Here is a 17,616-nt window from a genome sequence, read left to right as displayed (position 1 = left end):
CCTGGCGAAGCGCACGCGCCACCGCCTTGAACATCGCCTCGATCTTGTGGTGATCGTTGTCGCCGCGCACCTGCAGGTGCAGGTTGAGCCCCGCCGCATCGCAGAGCGAGCGGAAGAAGTGCGCGACCAGTTCGGTCGGCAGATCGCCCACCCGCTCGCGGCGGAAGCCGCCGTCGAACACGAAGTAGGCACGACCGCTGAAGTCGAGCGCGGCCCGTGCCAGGGTCTCGTCCATCGGCAGGGTGAAGCCGGCGTGCGGTGCGGCCGCAGCCAGCATCGGATCGTCTGGCGGGTCGAAACCATAGCGGCCGATCCCGCGCTTGGCGCCCAGCGCTTCACGCAGCGCCTGTCCCAACGCCAGCCCGGTGTCCTCGATGGTGTGGTGCTCGTCGATATGCAGGTCGCCCTGCGCGTCGATCTCCAGTGCGAAGCCGCCGTGCTTGCCGAGCTGGTCGAGCATGTGGTCGAAGAACGCCAGGCCGGTGCTGACGCGCGGCTCTGCGGCCAGATCGAGGTCGAGCGCGACACGGATCGAGGTCTCGCGCGTGGTGCGCTGCACCTGTGCCCGACGCGGTGCATCCACCAGTTCGTGGGCGATGCCCGCCCAGTCCCACTCACCGCCGAACTGTGGCGTGCGCAGCTGGAAGCCACGGATGCCCATGTTGGCGGCGAACGCGATATCGGTATCGCGATCGCCGACCATCGCCGAACGTGCGATGTCGATGCCACGATCGCGCAGGTAGTGCATCGCCAGCCCGATGCCGGGCTTGCGCGTCGGCAGGCCTTCGCTGGCGAAGCTGCGGTCGATCAGCGTTTCACGGAAGCGGATGCCCTGGCTTTCGAAGATCTGCAGCATCAGCGCATGCGGGCCATCGAAGGTGTCCTGCGGGAATGCATCGGTGCCGAGTCCGTCCTGGTTGGTCACCATCACGAACTCCCAGCCGGCGTCGCGCAGCTTCAGCAGTGCGGGAATGACGCCGGGAAACAGCCGCAACTTTTCGTAGGCATCGATCTGGAAGTCGCCCGGTTCCTCGATCAGGGTGCCGTCGCGATCGACGAAGAGGATCGGCGTGCTCATTGCGAAGTCTCCTCTGTGCGGCGTGGCACGGGCATGCCGGCTGCGTCCGTCACGTCGCCGGGCGATCCGGCGGTGCCGCGGGGTGCGCCGAAGACCTCGAGCACGCGATCGTTCTGCTCGGGCGTGCCGATGCTGATCCGCAGTGCGTCGTCGAGCTGCATGGCGCCACGCTGGTCGCGCACGACGATGCCCGCGGCCAGCAGGCCGTCGAACGCGCCCTGCGCATCGCGGCAGCGCACCAGCAGATAGTTGCCGTCGGACGGGTAGACACGACGCACGCCGGGTGCGCGCAGCAGTCCATCGAAAAGGCGCGTGCGTTCGCGTCGCACCTCGTCGACGTGGCGTTGCGTCTGGCGCAGTGCCGCAGGCACGAGCGCCGCGCAGGCCAGCGCCGCCGATGGTGCCGGCAGCGGATACGGCGCCTGGCAACGGCGCAGCACCGCGATCAGGTCCGGATGGCCGATCGCGACGCCCACCCGTGCACCGGCCAGCGCATGCGCCTTGGAGAGCGTGCGCAGCACCACGAGGTTCGCGTGCTGCGCGAGCAGGCCCAGCGCCGACGGCTGCGAGGAGAACTCGGCATAGGCCTCGTCCACCACCACCAGCGCCTGGCCGCGCAGGCTGTCGGCAACGGCTGCGATCGAATCCGACGCGATCGCGGCGCCGGTGGGGTTGGCCGGCGAACACAGGAACACGATCGGCGCCTGGCGTTCGCGTGCGGCCTCGACGACGGCACCGAGGTCCGGTCCGAACCCGCGCACATCATCCAACAGCGGCACCTCCACCAGCGGTGCGCCCTGCAGCCGCGCGGCCACCGCGTACATGCCGAACACCGGCGGCGTGGCGAGCACGGCGTCCTGCCCCGGTCGGCAGCTGGCGCGTACGAGCAGGTCGATGGCCTCGTCGCTGCCACGCCCGACCAGCAGCTGGCCGGCATCCACCGCGTACAGCGCGGCCAGCGCATCGACCAGCGCCTGCGGTTGCGGATCCGGATAGCGGCGGCAGCCGCCATCGGCATCGGCGGCATTCGGCCAGGGCGATTCGTTGGCATTGAGCCAGTCACGGCCGGCCACCCGCGTGCTGCGCGCGGAGCCATAGCCGGCGAAATCGCGCAGGTCCTCGCGGACCAGGTCGAGCACGCTCATGCCCGCGCCTCCGGCAGCCGCAGCCGCACCGCGTTGGCATGGGCCTGCAGGCCTTCGGCTTCGGCGATGGCGATGGCATCGGGCCCGATCGCGGCGATCCCGCCGGGTGTTGCGGTCTGCACGCTGATCGTCTTCTGGAATGCCGCCACGCCGACACCGCTCCAGGCGTGCGCGGCACCGTCTGTCGGCAGCACGTGGTTGGTCCCGCTGCAGTAGTCGCCCAGCGCCTCGGGGGTGTGGTCGCCGAGGAAGATCGAGCCCGCCGAAGTGACCCGGTCGAGCCAGCGGCGCGGTTCGCGCAGCGCCAGGATCAGGTGCTCGGGCGCATACAGGTTGGACAGCGCGAACGCATCCTCGAGGCTGTCGACCTCGACCAGCCGCGAGCGCGCCAGCGCCTGCCGCGCGATGTCGGCGCGCGGCAGCGCGTCGAGCTGGCGGGCCAGCGCCACCTCGACCGCGGCGATCAGCGCCGGTGCGTCGGAGACCAGCAGTACCTGCGAGTCCGGGCCGTGTTCGGCCTGCGACAGCAGGTCGGCGGCGATGAATTCCGGATCGGCGCCGGCATCGGCGATCACCAGTACTTCCGACGGGCCCGCCGGCAGGTCGATGGCGATGTCGCCCGCCTGCGCCAGCTGGCGCTTGGCCTCGGTGACCCAGGCATTGCCCGGCCCGAAGACCTTGTCGCACGCCGGCACCTGCGCGGTGCCGAGCGCCAGCGCGGCGATCGCCTGCGCACCGCCGAGCTTGAAGACGCGGTGCACGCCGGTCATGCGCGCGGCCACCAGCACCGCGGGGTCGGCGCTGCCGTCGCGACGTGGCGGCGTGCACAGCACCACCTGCGCGCACCCGGCCAGGCGCGCCGGAACCCCGAGCATCAACGCGGTGGATGGCAGCGGCGCGCTGCCGGCCGGCACGTACAGGCCGACCCGCGCGATCGGCCGCACCAGCCGTTCGCAGACCACGCCCGGCGCAGTCTCGACGCTGTAGCCCTGCAGCGCGCCGGGCGCGTGGAAGGCCTCGATGCGCGCTGCGGCGCAGGCCATCGCGTCGCGCAGGTTCGCGGGCACCAAGGCTTCAGCCGCGGCGAACTCGGCTTCGCTGACCTCGAAGGATTGCAGTGCGACGCCATCGAGGCGCGCGGTGATGGCACGCAGTGCGTCATCGCCGCCGCCGCGCACCTTGTCGATGAGCGCGGCCACCGACCGCGCCAGTGCCTGCGCACCGTCGCGACCCGGGCGCTGCAACACGCGCAGGCGTGCTTCGCCGTCCAGCGTGGACCAGCGCACGCGCTGCGCGGTCGGCGCGATGTCCAGACCGGTGCTCATGCCAGCGTCCTCTCGACCGGCAGCACCATCAGCCCCCGGGCACCGGCCTGGCGCAGATCTTCCAGGCGCTGCCAGGTCATGGTGCCGCGGCACAGCGTCTGCAGTGCCAGCGTGTCCTGCCCATCGAGCTGCATCACGGTCGGCGGCTCCGCGTCCGGCAGCAGCTTCATCAGCGCGGGCACGGCCTCGCGCGTGGTCTGGAACATCAGCAGGCGGCTGTCGCGCAGGCGCAGCACGCCGTCCATGCGCCGCAGCAGCAGTGCCATGAGTTCGGCACGCGCATCGGTAAATGCCCGCACCGGCCCGGCCAGCACCGCCTCGCTCTGCAGCAGGGTGAGCACCGGGCGCAGCTGGTTGGCGGCGAGCGTGGCGCCGCTGGAGACGAGGTCACAGATCAGGTCGGCCTGGCCGAGACGCGGAGCGATCTCCACCGAACCCGACAGCACCACCACGTCGGCGTCGATGCCCTGCCCGTCCAGCCACTGGCGCACCAGGTGCGGATAGCTGGTGGCGATACGCCGGCCAGCGAGTCCGCCAGGGCCGGTCCATTCCCAGCCCTCGGGCACGGCAAGGTCGAGCCGGCAGCCGCCGAAGCCGAGCGTGCGCAACTCCCGCGCCACCTCCGGCAACGCCTCGGCCTGGCGACCGGCGGCCTGCTCGGCCAGCACGTTGCGGCCGACGATGCCGAGATCGCAGACGCCATCCGCCAGCAGGCCGGGGATGTCGTCGTCTCGCACCAGCAGCAGGTCGATGGGCAGGGTTTCGCCGTAGCAGAACAGGCGATCGCGGCTCTCGCGGAAATCGAGGCCGCACGACGCCAGCAGGGCGCGGGACGGCTCGCCGAGGCGGCCGCTTTTCTGGATGGCAATGCGCAGACGGTCGCGCACCGCCGCGGGGGCGGTCGGGCTCATGGCGGTCCGGGTCAGTGGGAGGGAACGAGGTGCGGGAACTGGCGACGCGCGGCGGCGGCATAGCCGCCCTCGCCGTGGCCCAGCGTGCGTGCGACGCGACCGACGGTGGTCACGCTGACACGGGTGCGCTCGTGGATCTCGCGATACGGCACGCCTTCCAGCAGCAGCGGCACCACTTTCCAGCGGTCCGACATCGCTTCGAGTTCGGCGGGGGTGCACAGGTCGCGCAGGAACGCGACCACGTCCTCGCCGCTCTGCAGCGACGCGAATGCCTCCGCCAGGCCTTGCAGGGCGGCTTCGGCGTCGTATCGCGGCAGGGGATCAGGACGTTGTTTCACTGGGCTAATGTATTAACGCGTTAGTGCATTATTCCGATCGGCGCTCCAATTGCAAGCGCTCGGCGCGTAGCGTTCAGCACGGATGCGGCCTCGTGGTTCAATCGCCCGACGCACCTCACGGACGACGTCGTGCTTCCGATTCCATTGATTGCAACCTGGGCCGCGCTCGTGTTCGCACTCCCGGCAATGGCCGGCGCAGCCGCAGGAGGGCGTCGCGCAGGGGACACCCGGGCCGCAGCGCACGCCGCGCCGGCGCTGCCGCGCAGCCATGACGCGCTCGTGGCCTGGCGCCAGGCGAATCCGGGGCCCGCTGGACCGGATGTCTCCAACCGGTCTGGCGCGCTTCCTGCGCGGACTGGTGCTGATCGATCGTGGTCCGGCGGGCTTCCCGCTCGCCGACCTGCAGGCCGAGCTCACCAGCGCCGAGGTGACTGCGGTGGCACGACTGTTCGGGATGGACGGCCATTGGGAGGGGCTGACCGAAGCCGAGGCGCGGCGCGTATCGCAGGTCGCGCGCCCTGCGGCGGCCACCGCACTGGAACATCGTGTCGAAACGTTCGAAGCGGCCATCGATGAGCTCTCCGCGCAGACGAGCGCCAGAGACCTTGCCACGGCGGTGCAGGCGAGGTTCGAACAGACGTTCCCGTCCGCGGGGTGGACGCGGCTGCTTGCGAACGCGGGCGACCACGACCTGCTCCTGCTGTGGCGCGCGGCCAGCAGTGCAGCGTTTCTCAGCCGTGATCCACGCCTCCACGAGCGCGCGGCGGCGGCCCTCGCCGCGTTGCGCGAGCGTGGGCTGGATACACGCCTGCAGGTGCGGGACATGCAGGCGTTGCATTTCGCGGCCGGCGATCCGGATGCCGCCGCGGCGATCGCGCAGGCGATGCCGGAGCGCGACCCGATCCGGCTACCCGGGCTGCATCCGCTCGCGAACAGCGGACGCCATCACACCGCCTGGGAGGTCACCGGCGATCCTCCGGCACTGGTCGAGCGCGACCGCACGGTGTCCGGGCGGCGCGTGGTCGTGGTGTCGGCGCCGGGTTGCGGATTCAGCCGCGCGGCCGCGCGTGACATTGCCGGGGACGCCACGCTGGGGCCGGTGTTCGCACGCCACGCGCTGTGGCTTGCACCGCCACGGCAGCTCGCCGGCTGGGAGCATCTGCAACGATGGAATGCCGCCCACCCGGACACGCCGATCGAGGTCGCCACCCGCGAAGGCGCGTGGCCGGAGCTGGATTTCGCACGGACCCCGGTGTTCGTGGTGCTCGACGGCGACCGGGTGCTGGCCCGCATCAGTGGCTGGACCCCGGACCATCGCCTGCAGCTGGAGGAGGCCCTGCGCGCCCACGGACTGCTGCCTGACTGACGGCACGCCGCGCCCCGCGGCCGCGCCATGCCTCAGTCCCCGGCGTCGGCAGCCCGGTCGCTGTCCTGGTGGCGGTGCGCGATCACCCAGCCCAGTGCCACGCCGGACACCGCGCCGATGATCTCCATGAAGACGCGCGTGCCAAGGCCGTTGGCGTCATGGATCCCCTGCAGGAACATGCGCGCGTAGACGGGCGACTCCAGCCGCATCACGCCCATATAGAAGAGGTTCCAGGTGTCGATGCCGGCGGCGATCGCGATCGCGGACACGCAGCTCCAGCCGATCGAATGCCCTTCGGTCCAGGCGAACCTCCGGGCCAGCGCGTGGAACAGCCAGAAGGCCAGCACTCCCACCAGCAGCGCGATCAGGCCGGCTTCCAGGCCACCGAGCCAGCCGTAATGCAGCGGCAGGTTCAACCGCCCTGCTCCAGCGCCCGGCGCGCGGCGGTCAGCAGGGTGCCGTCGGCCACCAGGCGCACCGCTTCGGCCACCTCGCCATCGAGCGCACGGTCGCGGTCCAGGAAGGCAATGCGCTCCCGCAGTGCGGCGTGGGCCGCGGCGACGGCCGATCCGGGCTGGAAGGGCTCGGAAACGGCGAGCTCCTCGCGCAGCGCATCGACCTCGGCGAGGAAACGCTCGCGATCCGGATGGGACGGCCCCGGCGCGCCCTGCACCTTCACCGCGAAGCCGGCGGCATCGCTGCGCCGCGCGAGGTCGCGCGCGGCGTTGATCATGTCGCGGCGGAAATCGAGCGCCTGCGCGGCGGTGTGCATTTCCAGTGCCAGCACCTTGCCGAGGTCGGCCACCATCGACAGCACATGGCGCGCCTCGTTGGCGCCCATCGACACGTGGTCCTCGGCGTTGGCGCTGGTGGGTACCGAGTACACGCTGGCCGGGTGCGCGCGTGTGGCGAGGTCGTTGACGATCGCCGCCGCGGTGTACTGGATGATCATGAAACCCGATTCGGTGCCGTCCTCGTTGCCGATCAGGAACGCGGGCAGGCCGTCGCTGGTGGACGGATCGACCAGCTTGTTGAGCCGCCGCTCGGAGATCGACGCCAGCACCGGGATCGCGGCCTTGACCGCCGACAGTGCCAGCGCCAGCGGCATGCCGTGGAAGTGGCCGGCGGAGATCACCTGCTCCTCGACGTGCTCGGCCTCGCGGTCCGGGAACACCAGCGGGTTGTCGGTGACGGCATTGAGTTCGATGTCGAGCACGCGCGCGGCGTGCGCGGCGGCATCGCGCACCGCACCGTGCACCTGCGGGATGCAACGCAGCGAGTAACTGTCCTGCGGCTGATGCTTCTTGCCGCCACGGAACGGCTTGAAGCGGTCGTAGAACTTCTCGCGTCCGTGGCGCTGGTTGGCGGCCACCCAGTCCCAGCCGATGTCGAAGCGCAGCGCCTGCGCTTCGGGGGTGTCCCAGCTCTCCGGCATCCAGAAGCGGAAGCGCGGCACCAGGTGGTAGGCGATGTCGGCGAGCGTCGAACCGTCCAGCAGCGCACGCAGGCGTGCGGCCACCTCGACCTGGCCCGGATGCGGGCGTAGCGCGTGCACGTCGGCATCGAATGCGCCGAGGCGCCCGGCAAAGGCGTCGATGGTCATTGCCGCGGCGAGGTCGGCGGTGTCGAGCAGGTCCTCCAGCCGGTGCAGCGCCAGCACACCCATCGCCAGCATCTGCGCGGTGCCATTGTTGAGCGCCAGGCCTTCCTTGTACGACAGCTCCACCGGGCGCAGGCCGGCGCGCGCGAGCGCCTCGCCACCCGGCATCCGCTCGCCGTCGAGGAAGGCCTCGCCGCCGCCCAGCAGCACGATCGCCAGGTGCGACAGCGGCGCGAGATCACCCGACGCGCCCACCGAACCCAGCGACGGCACCACCGGCACCACACCGGCATTGAGCATCGCGGTCAGCGCCTGCAGGGTCTCCACGCGGATCCCCGAGTGCCCGCGCAGCAGCGTGTTGATGCGGATGCACAGCATCGCGCGCACCACGTCGGCAGGCATCGGCTCGCCCACGCACACCGCGTGGGTGACGATCAGGTTGCGCTGCAGCTCGGCGTGCAGAGAACGTCCGGACGGCGCCACGCCCGGAAGTTCGTCGCGCAGCGGATGCGCGCCCAGCAGCTTGTCGGCATTGCTGCCGAAGCCGGTGGACACCCCGTAGATCGGTTCCTCGCGGCGCACCTGTTCGGCGAGGAAGGCGGCAGCGCGTGCGACCGCCTCCAGCGCGCCGTCGTCCAGCTCGACCGGTGCGCCCCCGGCGACCATCACCAGCTGCGTGCGCGTCAGCGACCTGCCATCGAGATGGATCGGCTTCATCGTGTTCTTCCCCTGTATTCGGTCGGCCGGTCGGCCATCAGCGGCCTGCCAGCGCGCGGGTCTGCTCGAGTTCGACGCGCAGCGCCTCGGCACACTCGGCACGCGCCACCTCGAACTGCTGCTCGCGCAGCAGGTCCTTGACCGCGACCACGCCACGCGAGCGCTCGTCGTCGCCGGCCAGCACCACGAAGCGGATACCCGCCTTCGCCGCGTACTGGAACTGCCGGCCGAGCTTGCGCGGCTCCATCTGCACCTCGGTGTTGATGCCACCGGCACGCAGCCGGCGTGCCAGGTCCAGGGCGTCGTCGAGCGAGGCATCGTCCATCAGCGCCACCATCGCCTGCACGCTGCTTTCGCCGATGCCGTCGATCAGGCCGGCGTCGCGCAGCTGGAAGAACAGCCGAGTCAGGCCGATCGAAATGCCCACGCCGGGCAGCCTGGACTTCGTGTAGTGGCTGGCGAGGTCCTCGTAGCGGCCGCCGGAACAGATCGAACCGATCTCCGGATGGTCGGTGAGCGTGGTCTCGTAGACGGTGCCGGTGTAGTAGTCGAGGCCGCGGGCGATCGAGAAGTTCAACCGGTAGGCGGACTCGGGCACGCCCAGCGCACGCACCAGCTCCAGCACCTCGCGCAGTTCGGCGGCGCCTGCGCGCAGCGCCTCGCCGGCGCCCTCGCCCGCCTGCGCCAGCACCTGGTCGATCCGCGCCAGCGCATCGGCATGCGAGGTGGAGCGCACTTCGACGAAATCGAGGATGCGCTGCACCGCATCAGCGGGAAGACCGAATGCCGCGCTGGTGAGCGTCTCGCGCACGTAGTCGGGGCCACGCTTGTCGATCTTGTCGACCTCGCGCAGCACCAGCGCCTGTTGCTGCGCATCGGTCACACCCTGGGCCTCGAAGAACCCGCGCATCAGCTTGCGGTTGTTGAGCTGCACCGCGAAGCCGCCGATGCCGAGCTCGGAGCACACCGCGTGGATCACCGCGAGGATCTCGGCGTCGTAGCGGATGCTCAGGCCGTCCTTGCCGATGACGTCGATATCGCACTGGTAGAACTCGCGGAAGCGCCCGCGCTGGGCGCGTTCGCCACGGTAGACGCGCTGCATCTGGTAGCGGCGGAACGGGAAGCTGAGCTCGTGCTCGTGCTCGGCCACGTAGCGCGCCAGCGGCACGGTGAGGTCGAAACGCAACGCCAGTTCCGGCAGGCCGGCACCCTCGCCCGCGGCGGCGTTCGCCAGCGCGCCGGTGGACTGCACGAAATACACCTGGCGCTCGGTCTCGCCGCCGGTCTTGGTCAGCAGCACGTCGGACAGCTCGAACACCGGCGTCTCCACCGGCAGGAAGCCGAAGCGCTCGTAGTTGCGGCGGATCACGTCCAGCATGCGCTGGAAGGCGATCTGCTCGCGAGGCAACAGTTCCATGACCCCGGCGGGGGTACGCGGCTTGATCAAGGCGGGCTCCGGCAGTGCAGAAAGGCAGTGCGACAGTTTAGCGGCTCGCCCCACTCCGGCGGCTGGATCACGCACGACCCCCTTGCCGAGTTCTCCTCACATCCCTAGAATGCGCGGCTCAGTCGGGGTGTAGCTCAGCCTGGTAGAGCGCTACGTTCGGGACGTAGAAGTCGCAGGTTCAAATCCTGTCTCCCCGACCACTGTTCATGAAGAAGCCGGCCCCGCGCCGGCTTTTTCGTGTGCGCGCCCGGCGCCGCATCAGGCGGCGGCCATGCTGCGATCCTTGCCGGCCCGCTTCGCCCCGTACATCGCGAGGTCGGCGCGCTTGACCAGGGCATCCAGCGCCTCGCCCGGCGCCGACAGGGCGACGCCGGCACTGAATGCGATGGTAATCCGCGCGCCCTCGTGCGCCAGGGCACGGTGCTGGAGCACGGTACGCAGGCGCGCCAGCGCGGCGAGTGCCTCGGGCAATGGCGTATCGGGCATCAGCACCACGAACTCCTCGCCACCGAAGCGCGCGATGACATCGCTGGCACGCAATGTCAGCCGCGCCACCTCCACCACGTGGCGCAGCGCCGCATCGCCGCCGAGATGGCCGTGCGCGGCATTCAGCGCCCGGAAGTCGTCGAGGTCGAGCATCGCCAGGCACAGCGGACGGCCAGCGCGCACCGCGGCGGCGGCAGCGGCGTCGAACCGTTCCTCGAAGCCGCGGCGGTTGAGGCAGCCGGTCAGCTGGTCCTCGCGTGCCTTGCCGGCGGCGTCGCGCAGCTTCTGCTCCAACTGCTGGATATGGCGTTCGCGTGCTTCGACCTCCTGGCGCGCGCTCAGCAGGTCGTCGCGGGCCCGCAGGGCCTGCGCCTGCACCCGGGCGGTGTCGACCAGCACGTCGTCGAGCATCTGCTGCAGATCGATGATGCTGCGCGCCTCGCGCACCCGGAGTGCGTGTCGGGTGATGCGGTCGTGGAACTCGCCGGTGTCCACCGCCATCCCGTCAAGACGTTCGACGAACGCCGCCATCATGTCCTTCATCGCGGTGCGCGAGTCGGCGATTCCCTGCCGCAGCAGGCCCTGGCGGTAGATCACGTCCCGCAGTTCCGCGCGCGCCGACTGCAGCGACTGCCGGTCCATCGGCCCACCCAGCAGGCCGCGGACCCGCGCGATCTGCCCGTGCAGCCAGCTGCGTTCATCGAGCAGCTCGCCGATGTTCTCCAGCAGCAGCTCGAACAGCCCCACCAGCATCGCCAGCTGTTCGTCGGCATCTTCCGCATACAGGCCCACCCGCGTGCAGAGGCCGGTCAGCTGCTGCGTCAGCACGCCCAGATCCTGCCCGGGGCGCCATTCGCGTACCCGGGATGCAAGCGTCCCGGATTCCGCGGCAAGCACGGGCTCACGTTGCAACAGTGCCCCCAGCGCAACGCCCAGCACCTGGCGCAGCGCCTCGCGCAGGCGCTCGGCATCGCTGGCCGATGGCGGCTCCAGCTCGATGCAGCGGACGTACCGGTCGATCAGTTGCCGCATCGCACGGCCGTACGCGACCCAGTCCTCCGCGGCGCAGGCGGCCTGCAGGTAGCGGCCCATGTCGCCGAGCTCGTCATGCAGCCCGGCCATGCCGTCGGCGAAGGCAGCCAGCAGCAGCACCGGCTGGTCGGCGGTGGCGAACAGCTCACGCAGTTCGGCGCTTCCGATCGGCTCGGCACGGCGGATGGACATCGCGGTCGATGTGCCGCCTGGCGATCGGCGGAGGGTGCTGACGGGGGGGTCGCTCATGTCGCGCATGGAAAGGTTTCTGTGCAGCGGCGGGCATGCGCCGCGGACGCGGGCGATGTGGCTATCGGCCCATCGGGCGGTAAATTGAGCGCTGCCGTGCCGGCATCGGGCCTCTCCCTGAACGGCGCGCGAGGAACTTTCCGGACCCGCAACGCATCGTTGACATGGACATGGCAAGTATCGCCGCGCCGAATGCCGCAGGGATGCAGTGACGCGGCTTTGCATCCCCACCCGATCGATTACTTCATGCGATGTTCCTGCGTTGTTCGTCCTGACCGTCTTGCGCTCCTGCTGTTCGTCCTTTCGCTGCCCGCCGGCGCGCAGGCGCTTACATTCGCTGGACCCGCCCCAGGTGGCCGCGCCGGGGACAGTGTTTTCGCGACCATCGACGATCTGCGCGGGCAAAGCCGCCATGCCGAGGCCCTGCTGCTGATCGAGCGCCGGCTCGCCCATCGCCCCGACGACGACGACGCATACCGCCTGCGCGTACTGACCTTGGCCGATCTCGGCAGTTCGCGCCTGGCCGCCGCCGGGCTTGCGCAACGCCCGGCCCTGTTCGCCGACCATGAGCGCGAGCGCATCGAGGGCGACGCGGTGGCGCGGCGCATCGGCTGGGCCGAAGTGCTGCCGGAGAACCCGCGGGACCGTCTGGCCGAAGCCCGCACCGCGCTGGAGGAACTACGCACGCTGCAGCGCACGGCGCCGCGGCTGACCCGCTGGGAATCCACCCGGCTGAGGGTGGACGCGCTGGCCGCGCTCAACCAGTTGCACCGCCATGAGGACGTTGCCGCCGGGTACCGCGCATTGCTTGCCGAGGACATCGAGGTGCCGGCCTACATCCTCGCCACCGTGGGCGATTCGCTGCTGGCATTGCGGCGCCCCGCCGAGGCGCTGCCGGTGCTCGAACAGGCGGTCTCCCACGAGCCCGGCAACGTCAACGCCACGATCCTGCTCGGCTACGCGTGGCTGGAACTGGAACGCTTCGATCGCGCACTGCCGGTCTTCGCCGCGCTTGCCGCCTCGCAACCGGCGCGGCCGCGTCGCGATGGCGCGGCTGCCGGGTATGAGAACTGGGACCGCTACAGCGCCGATGTCGCACACGCGATGGCGCATTCGCACGCCAACGATCACGCCCGGGCCGATGACATGCTGCAGGCACTCGTGGCCATCGGACCCCACAACGCATCGCTGCAGGCGGCTTACGGCGCGGTGCAGGCACGCCGGTTGCGGCCCTCCGCGGCGCTGGAGCGCTACCGGATGGCGGCCACCCTGGATCCATACGATCGCGACGCCCTCGCCGGCCAGGTCGGCAGCCTGGTCGCGCTGGAGCGCATCGACGAGGCCGCGGATGCACTGCAGGCGTTACAGGCCATCCATCCGCATGATCCGCGCAGCGCACGCATCGCTCGCGATCTCGATCGCCATCGCGGCGCGCAGTTCGCGCTGTCGTCGGCCTCGGGCCGCAGCAACGCGCGTGGCGAAGGCACCGCGCAATCGCCGTTTGGCAGCCGCGATGCCAGCCACGCACTGGAGCTGCGCTCGCCGCTGCTGGCCGGGCGCTGGCGCGTGGGCGTCGTCGGCCAGCAACGTGAGGCCGACTTCGACGACATCCGCACGCGCTATCGCGGCGCCGGCGTGGGCGGCTGGTACCGACACGACCGCCTCGGTGCCGCGGCCACCGTCTGGCGTATCGACGACGATGACGCGCCCGGTCCCACCGCGTGGACGCTCGCCGCAGACTGGCGCCTCGGCGATGCCTGGCGGATCGGCGGCTCCATGGCCCATCGCGATGCGGATGCCTCGCTGCAGGCGCGCCGGGCCGGCATCACCGCCGACAGCCTGCGCCTGAGCGCCGACTGGACACCGGACGACACCCTCGCCATCGGCGCGCATGCATCGCACCTGCGTTACGACGACGGCAACACTCGTGACGGGATCGGCGTGGATGCATCCACCCGTCTGCATACGCGCCCGCACCTGCTGGTCGATGCACTGGCCTCGGTCCATGCCAGCCGCGGCTCGCACGGCGAGGACGCCGCGTACTTCAACCCGTCGCGCGACGCCTCGATGCAGCTGGGCCTGCGCCTGGACCACATCACCTGGCGGCGCTACGGCAGCGCGTTCCGGCAGAGGCTGGAACTGCACGCCGGCCCGTACTGGCAGCAGAGGCATGGCAGTCAATGGATACCCGCCGTCGGTTACCGCCATGTGTGGCGACGCGAAGGCGGCACGTTCGAATATGGCGTGACCTGGTCACGCCCGGTCTACGACGGCGTGCGCGAGCAGCGCGTCGCGCTCGACGCCGGCCTGCGCTGGGGAGGTGCACGATGAGCCGCGCACTGGTGCTGATGCTGGCGCTGCTGGCATGGGCGTGCTGGCCACATGCGGCCCGTGCCGACCTGCTGGTGCTGAGCTATCACGACATCCGCGACGATGTCGCGCCAAAGGGTGATCCCGATGCCTACGCGGTGTCGACGGCCAACTTCGCCCGGCACCTGGACTGGCTGCATGGCAATGGCTACCGCCCGGTCAGCGTGCAGGCGGTGCTGGATGCGCGCGCCGGCCGCGGCGCGCTGCCCGAACGCGCGGTGCTGCTGACCTTCGACGATGGCCTGCGCAGCGCCTACACCCACGCATTCCCGCTGCTGCGCGCATACGGTTTCCCCGCGCTGGTGGCACCGGTGACAGGCTGGATGGACCTGGCCGAGGGCGAAGCGGTGCCCTATGGCCCGCGCGACTTCACCCGCGAGGACTTCCTGACCTGGGCGCAGCTGCGCGAGATGCAGGACAGCGGCCTGGTCGAGATCGGCTCGCACAGCCACGACCTGCACCGGGGGGTGACCGGCAACCCCTTTGGCAACCAGATGCCCGCTGCGGTCACCCGTCTGTGGAATGCGGACACGGGCTACGAGTCCGATGCGGACTGGCACGCGCGCATCCATGCCGACCTCGCCACCAGCAGTGCGCTGATCGAGCGCCACACCGGTCGCGCGCCACGGGTGATGGTGTGGCCCTACGCCGCCTACAACCGCGCCGCCACCGATATCGCCCACGCGCTGGGCATGACCCTGTCGTTCGATCTCGAAGGCCGTTCACAGCAGGGCGACCTTGGCCAGCAGGGCGAGCGTGAGGCCGGCCAGGACTCGCTGGACAGCCTTGCGCGGCTGCTGATGCACCGCAATCCCGATGTGCGTGACTTCGCCGGCGAGCTGCGCCGCGATCTCTCGCGCGATGGCCTGCGGGCGATCCAGGTCGACCTCGACTATGTGCACGACGAGGATCCGGTGCAGATGGCGCGCAATCTCGATGCGCTGGTGCAACGCATCCACGAGATCCGCCCGAGCCATGTGTTCCTGCAGGCGTTCGCCGATCCCGATGGCGATGGCGCGGCGGATGCCCTGTACTTTCCCAACCGGCACCTGCCGGTGCGCGCGGATCTCTTCAGCCGCGTGGCCTGGCAGTTGCGCACGCGCGCGGGCGTGCGGGTGTTCGCGTGGCTTCCAGTGCTGGGCTACGAACTCGCCGACCCAGCACTGCAGCGCGAGCTGCGGATCGCCGCGCACGACCCGGCCGAGATTCCCCGGCTCGATCCTGCCGATCCGCGCGCGCTTGCGATCGTCGAGGACATCTATGCCGATCTCGCCCGCCACGCGCATTTCGACGGCCTGCTGTTCCATGACGATGCCTATCTGCGCGACGACGAGGTGCCTCACTACGGCGACGGGGTGCCGGCCCGCCGCACCGCAGGGCTGGTCGACTTCACCCTCGCGCTGAAGGCGTCCGCCGAGCGCTGGCGGCCGAAGCTCGTCACCGTGCGCAACCTGTTCGCACGACCGGTGCTGGAGCCGGAATCCGAAGCGTGGTTCGCGCAGCGCCTGGACGCGTTCCTGGAGGCCTACGACTTCACCGCGCTGATGGCGATGCCGCAGCTCGAGAACGCGGAGGATCCCGAACGCTGGATGCAGGCCCTGGTGGCCGCGGTCGCCACCACGCCGGGTGGGCTCGAACGCGCACTGTTCGAGCTGCAGACGATCGACTGGCGCAGTCAGCGACCGATCGCGCCGGATGTGCTGCGCAGCCAGGTGCGCGCACTGCTCGCCGCGGGCGTGCGCCACCTCGGTTACTACCCGGACGACTTCATCTCCGACCATCCGCCCCTGCCCGCCGCCCGTGAAGCGATGTCGGCACGCGAATTCCCCTACGTGGAGCATTGATTGGACGTTTACGGGTTTCCGCTTGCCGCATGGCTGTTCAACTTCGCGTTCTTCTACCCGATCGTCATGGCCTTTTTCTGGATGACCGGCGGCATCTACTACTACCTGCGCCGCGAGCGTGGCACCCCACTGCCGGATGCACCGCCCCCACTGCCGGACACGCCGTTCGCTTCGATCCTGGTGCCCTGCCACAACGAGCAGGACCACATCGTGGCCACGATCACCGCGCTGTCGGCGCAGGAGTACCCGGAATTCGAAATCATCGCGGTCAATGACGGCAGCAGCGACCGCACCCCGGAGCTGCTCGATGCAATGGTCGCCGACCATCCGCGCCTGCGCGTGGTACACCTGGCCGCAAACCAGGGCAAGGCGAACGCGCTGCGCATCGGGACGCTGGCGGCGACCTCGGAGTACCTGGTGTGCATCGATGCCGATGCCGCGCTCGATCGGCACGCGGTGCGCTGGCTGGTCGGCCACCTGATCGACGGGCCACGCGTGGGGGCGGTCACCGGCAACCCTCGCATCCGCAACCGCACCACCCTGCTAGGCCGCATGCAGATCGGCGAGTTCTCCGCGATCATCGGCCTGATCAAGCGCGCGCAACGCACCTACGGTCGTCTGTTCACCATCTCCGGCGTGATCTGCGCGTTCCGGCGCACGGCACTGCACGACGTCGGCTACTGGAGCGACCGCATGGTGACCGAGGACATCGACATCTCCTGGCGGCTGCAGCTGGCCGGCTGGGACATCCGCTACGAACCCAACGCGCTGTGCTGGATCCTGATGCCCGAGACGCTGCGCGGGCTGTGGTCGCAACGGATGCGCTGGGCCAGCGGAGGCGTCGAGGTGCTGCTGCGCCACGGCCGCGACGTGCTGTCGTGGCGCCGGCGGCGGATGTGGGGCGTGCTTGCCGAATACGCGCTCAGCCTCACCTGGGCCTACGTGATGCTGACCATCATCCTGCTCTGGGTGCTCGGCCTGTTGCTGCCGTTGCCGGCCCCGTTGCAGGTCGAAACCATCCTGCCGCGCTGGCACGGGGTGGTGCTTGCCTCGGTGTGCATGCTGCAGTTCGCCACCAGCCTGGTGATCGAGCGCCGGTACGAACGCGGCCTGGCGCGGCACTTCTACTGGATCATCTGGTACCCGATGGCCTTCTGGGCGATCGGCATGGTGACCGCGGCGATCGCCTTCCCGCGCACCCTGCTCGGCCGCCGTGACCGGCGCGCGTTGTGGACCAGCCCGGATCGTGGAGCACGCGCATGACACCGCCGATCATCGACCACCGTCATCGCCGCGGGCCCGGCCGGCGTGCCGCCGGCGGTGCGATGACGGCCGCCGCATGGGCGGTGTACGCGTGGCTGTGGGCGCCGCTGGTGACGATAATCGCCTGGTATGTCGGCATCCGCACCGCGTGGCTGCAGCTGTACCTGCGCCAGGATGAGGTCGACCTGTTCGTGCTCGCCTCGCTGCCACTGATCGCGCTGGCGTGCGGTACGCTGCTGATCGGCTGGGCGGAGTACAACCGGGCCCGCTTCGCAAACGCCGACCGGCGCCGTCGCCGGACGGATGTGGATGACGACAGCGTGCGCTGCGCGCTTGGCGCCACGCCGATGCTGGCAACGAAGCTACGCGACGGGCGCATCGTCCACGTGGCGCTTGACGATGACGCGTGCCCCGTGGCCGCGCAACTGGGCAGCTGACTCCGTCG

Annotated in this window: 12 protein-coding genes, 1 tRNA gene and 2 pseudogenes; 6 read left to right on the top strand and 9 right to left on the bottom strand. The window is 70.3% G+C overall.

Features of this window, described 5'->3' with window-relative positions; translation table 11 throughout:
• Positions 1-13 precede the first annotated feature (13 nt).
• The 5 genes and pseudogenes from hisB to LDO11_RS07670 all read right to left on the bottom strand — a co-directional run.
• Positions 14-1,192, bottom strand: a pseudogene (gene hisB / locus LDO11_RS07690) (bifunctional histidinol-phosphatase/imidazoleglycerol-phosphate dehydratase HisB); the annotation flags it as partial.
• Positions 1,147-2,223, bottom strand: a pseudogene (hisC, locus tag LDO11_RS07685) (histidinol-phosphate transaminase); the annotation flags it as partial. The pseudogenes hisB and hisC, both read right to left, overlap by 46 nt.
• Positions 2,220-3,548: a histidinol dehydrogenase gene (hisD, locus tag LDO11_RS07680; RefSeq protein ID WP_232141009.1), complete on the bottom strand. Its 1,329-nt coding sequence runs from the start codon at positions 3,546-3,548 to the stop codon at positions 2,220-2,222. The pseudogene hisC and the gene hisD, both read right to left, overlap by 4 nt.
• Positions 3,545-4,459 (bottom strand): ATP phosphoribosyltransferase, encoded by a 915-nt coding sequence (hisG, locus tag LDO11_RS07675; protein ID WP_232141008.1) that lies wholly within the window; start codon positions 4,457-4,459, stop codon positions 3,545-3,547. Before hisG ends, hisD begins: the two co-directional genes overlap by 4 nt.
• Before the next feature lie 11 nt (positions 4,460-4,470).
• Positions 4,471-4,797 carry a YerC/YecD family TrpR-related protein gene (locus LDO11_RS07670; protein ID WP_129136016.1) on the bottom strand — a complete coding sequence of 109 codons (327 nt, stop codon included), beginning with the start codon at positions 4,795-4,797 and terminating at the stop codon, positions 4,471-4,473.
• 319 nt (positions 4,798-5,116) lie between these two features.
• Between LDO11_RS07670 and LDO11_RS07665 the strand changes: the two genes are divergently transcribed.
• Positions 5,117-6,163, top strand: a complete 1,047-nt coding sequence (locus LDO11_RS07665; RefSeq protein WP_232141007.1) for a hypothetical protein — start codon at positions 5,117-5,119, stop codon at positions 6,161-6,163.
• A gap of 32 nt (positions 6,164-6,195) precedes the next feature.
• On the opposite strand, the gene LDO11_RS07660 is transcribed toward LDO11_RS07665, so the two are convergent.
• Genes LDO11_RS07660 through hisS form a run of 3 tightly spaced genes read right to left on the bottom strand, consistent with a single transcriptional unit; the run spans position 6,196 to position 9,927 of the window.
• Positions 6,196-6,579, bottom strand: a complete 384-nt coding sequence (locus tag LDO11_RS07660) for a hypothetical protein (RefSeq protein WP_232141006.1) — start codon at positions 6,577-6,579, stop codon at positions 6,196-6,198.
• Positions 6,576-8,480 (bottom strand): HAL/PAL/TAL family ammonia-lyase, encoded by a 1,905-nt coding sequence (locus tag LDO11_RS07655; RefSeq protein WP_232141005.1) that lies wholly within the window; start codon positions 8,478-8,480, stop codon positions 6,576-6,578. The genes LDO11_RS07660 and LDO11_RS07655 overlap by 4 nt, the downstream gene beginning before the upstream one ends.
• A gap of 37 nt (positions 8,481-8,517) precedes the next feature.
• Positions 8,518-9,927, bottom strand: coding sequence for a histidine--tRNA ligase (gene hisS / locus LDO11_RS07650; RefSeq protein WP_232141004.1), 1,410 nt, complete (start codon positions 9,925-9,927; stop codon positions 8,518-8,520).
• 123 nt (positions 9,928-10,050) lie between these two features.
• On the opposite strand from hisS, the gene LDO11_RS07645 reads away from it, so the two are divergent.
• A tRNA-Pro gene (locus tag LDO11_RS07645) sits at positions 10,051-10,127 on the top strand.
• Positions 10,128-10,185: 58 nt separating this feature from the next.
• On the opposite strand, the gene LDO11_RS07640 is transcribed toward LDO11_RS07645, so the two are convergent.
• Positions 10,186-11,637 (bottom strand): GGDEF domain-containing protein, encoded by a 1,452-nt coding sequence (locus LDO11_RS07640; RefSeq protein WP_232141003.1) that lies wholly within the window; start codon positions 11,635-11,637, stop codon positions 10,186-10,188.
• 303 nt (positions 11,638-11,940) lie between these two features.
• On the opposite strand from LDO11_RS07640, the gene pgaA reads away from it, so the two are divergent.
• Genes pgaA through pgaD form a run of 4 tightly spaced genes read left to right on the top strand, consistent with a single transcriptional unit; the run spans position 11,941 to position 17,608 of the window.
• The gene (gene pgaA, locus LDO11_RS07635; protein ID WP_232141002.1) at positions 11,941-14,025 is read left to right on the top strand and encodes a poly-beta-1,6 N-acetyl-D-glucosamine export porin PgaA; all 2,085 of its coding nucleotides are present in this window, start codon (positions 11,941-11,943) and stop codon (positions 14,023-14,025) included.
• Entirely contained in the window at positions 14,022-15,908 is a 1,887-nt protein-coding gene (gene pgaB, locus LDO11_RS07630; RefSeq protein ID WP_232141001.1) for a poly-beta-1,6-N-acetyl-D-glucosamine N-deacetylase PgaB, read from the top strand. Before pgaA ends, pgaB begins: the two co-directional genes overlap by 4 nt.
• Entirely contained in the window at positions 15,909-17,171 is a 1,263-nt protein-coding gene (gene pgaC, locus LDO11_RS07625; RefSeq protein ID WP_232141000.1) for a poly-beta-1,6-N-acetyl-D-glucosamine synthase, read from the top strand. It abuts the gene before it with no gap.
• Positions 17,168-17,608 (top strand): poly-beta-1,6-N-acetyl-D-glucosamine biosynthesis protein PgaD, encoded by a 441-nt coding sequence (gene pgaD, locus LDO11_RS07620; protein ID WP_129136025.1) that lies wholly within the window; start codon positions 17,168-17,170, stop codon positions 17,606-17,608. Before pgaC ends, pgaD begins: the two co-directional genes overlap by 4 nt.
• The last annotated feature ends 8 nt before the right edge of the window (positions 17,609-17,616 follow it).

It is taken from the genome of Alterluteimonas muca, from assembly GCF_021191595.1.
GTDB lineage: Bacteria > Pseudomonadota > Gammaproteobacteria > Xanthomonadales > Xanthomonadaceae > Luteimonas > Luteimonas muca.
The sequence above is the reverse complement of the archived record's forward strand: the minus strand, read 5'-3'. Positions and strand labels throughout refer to the sequence as shown.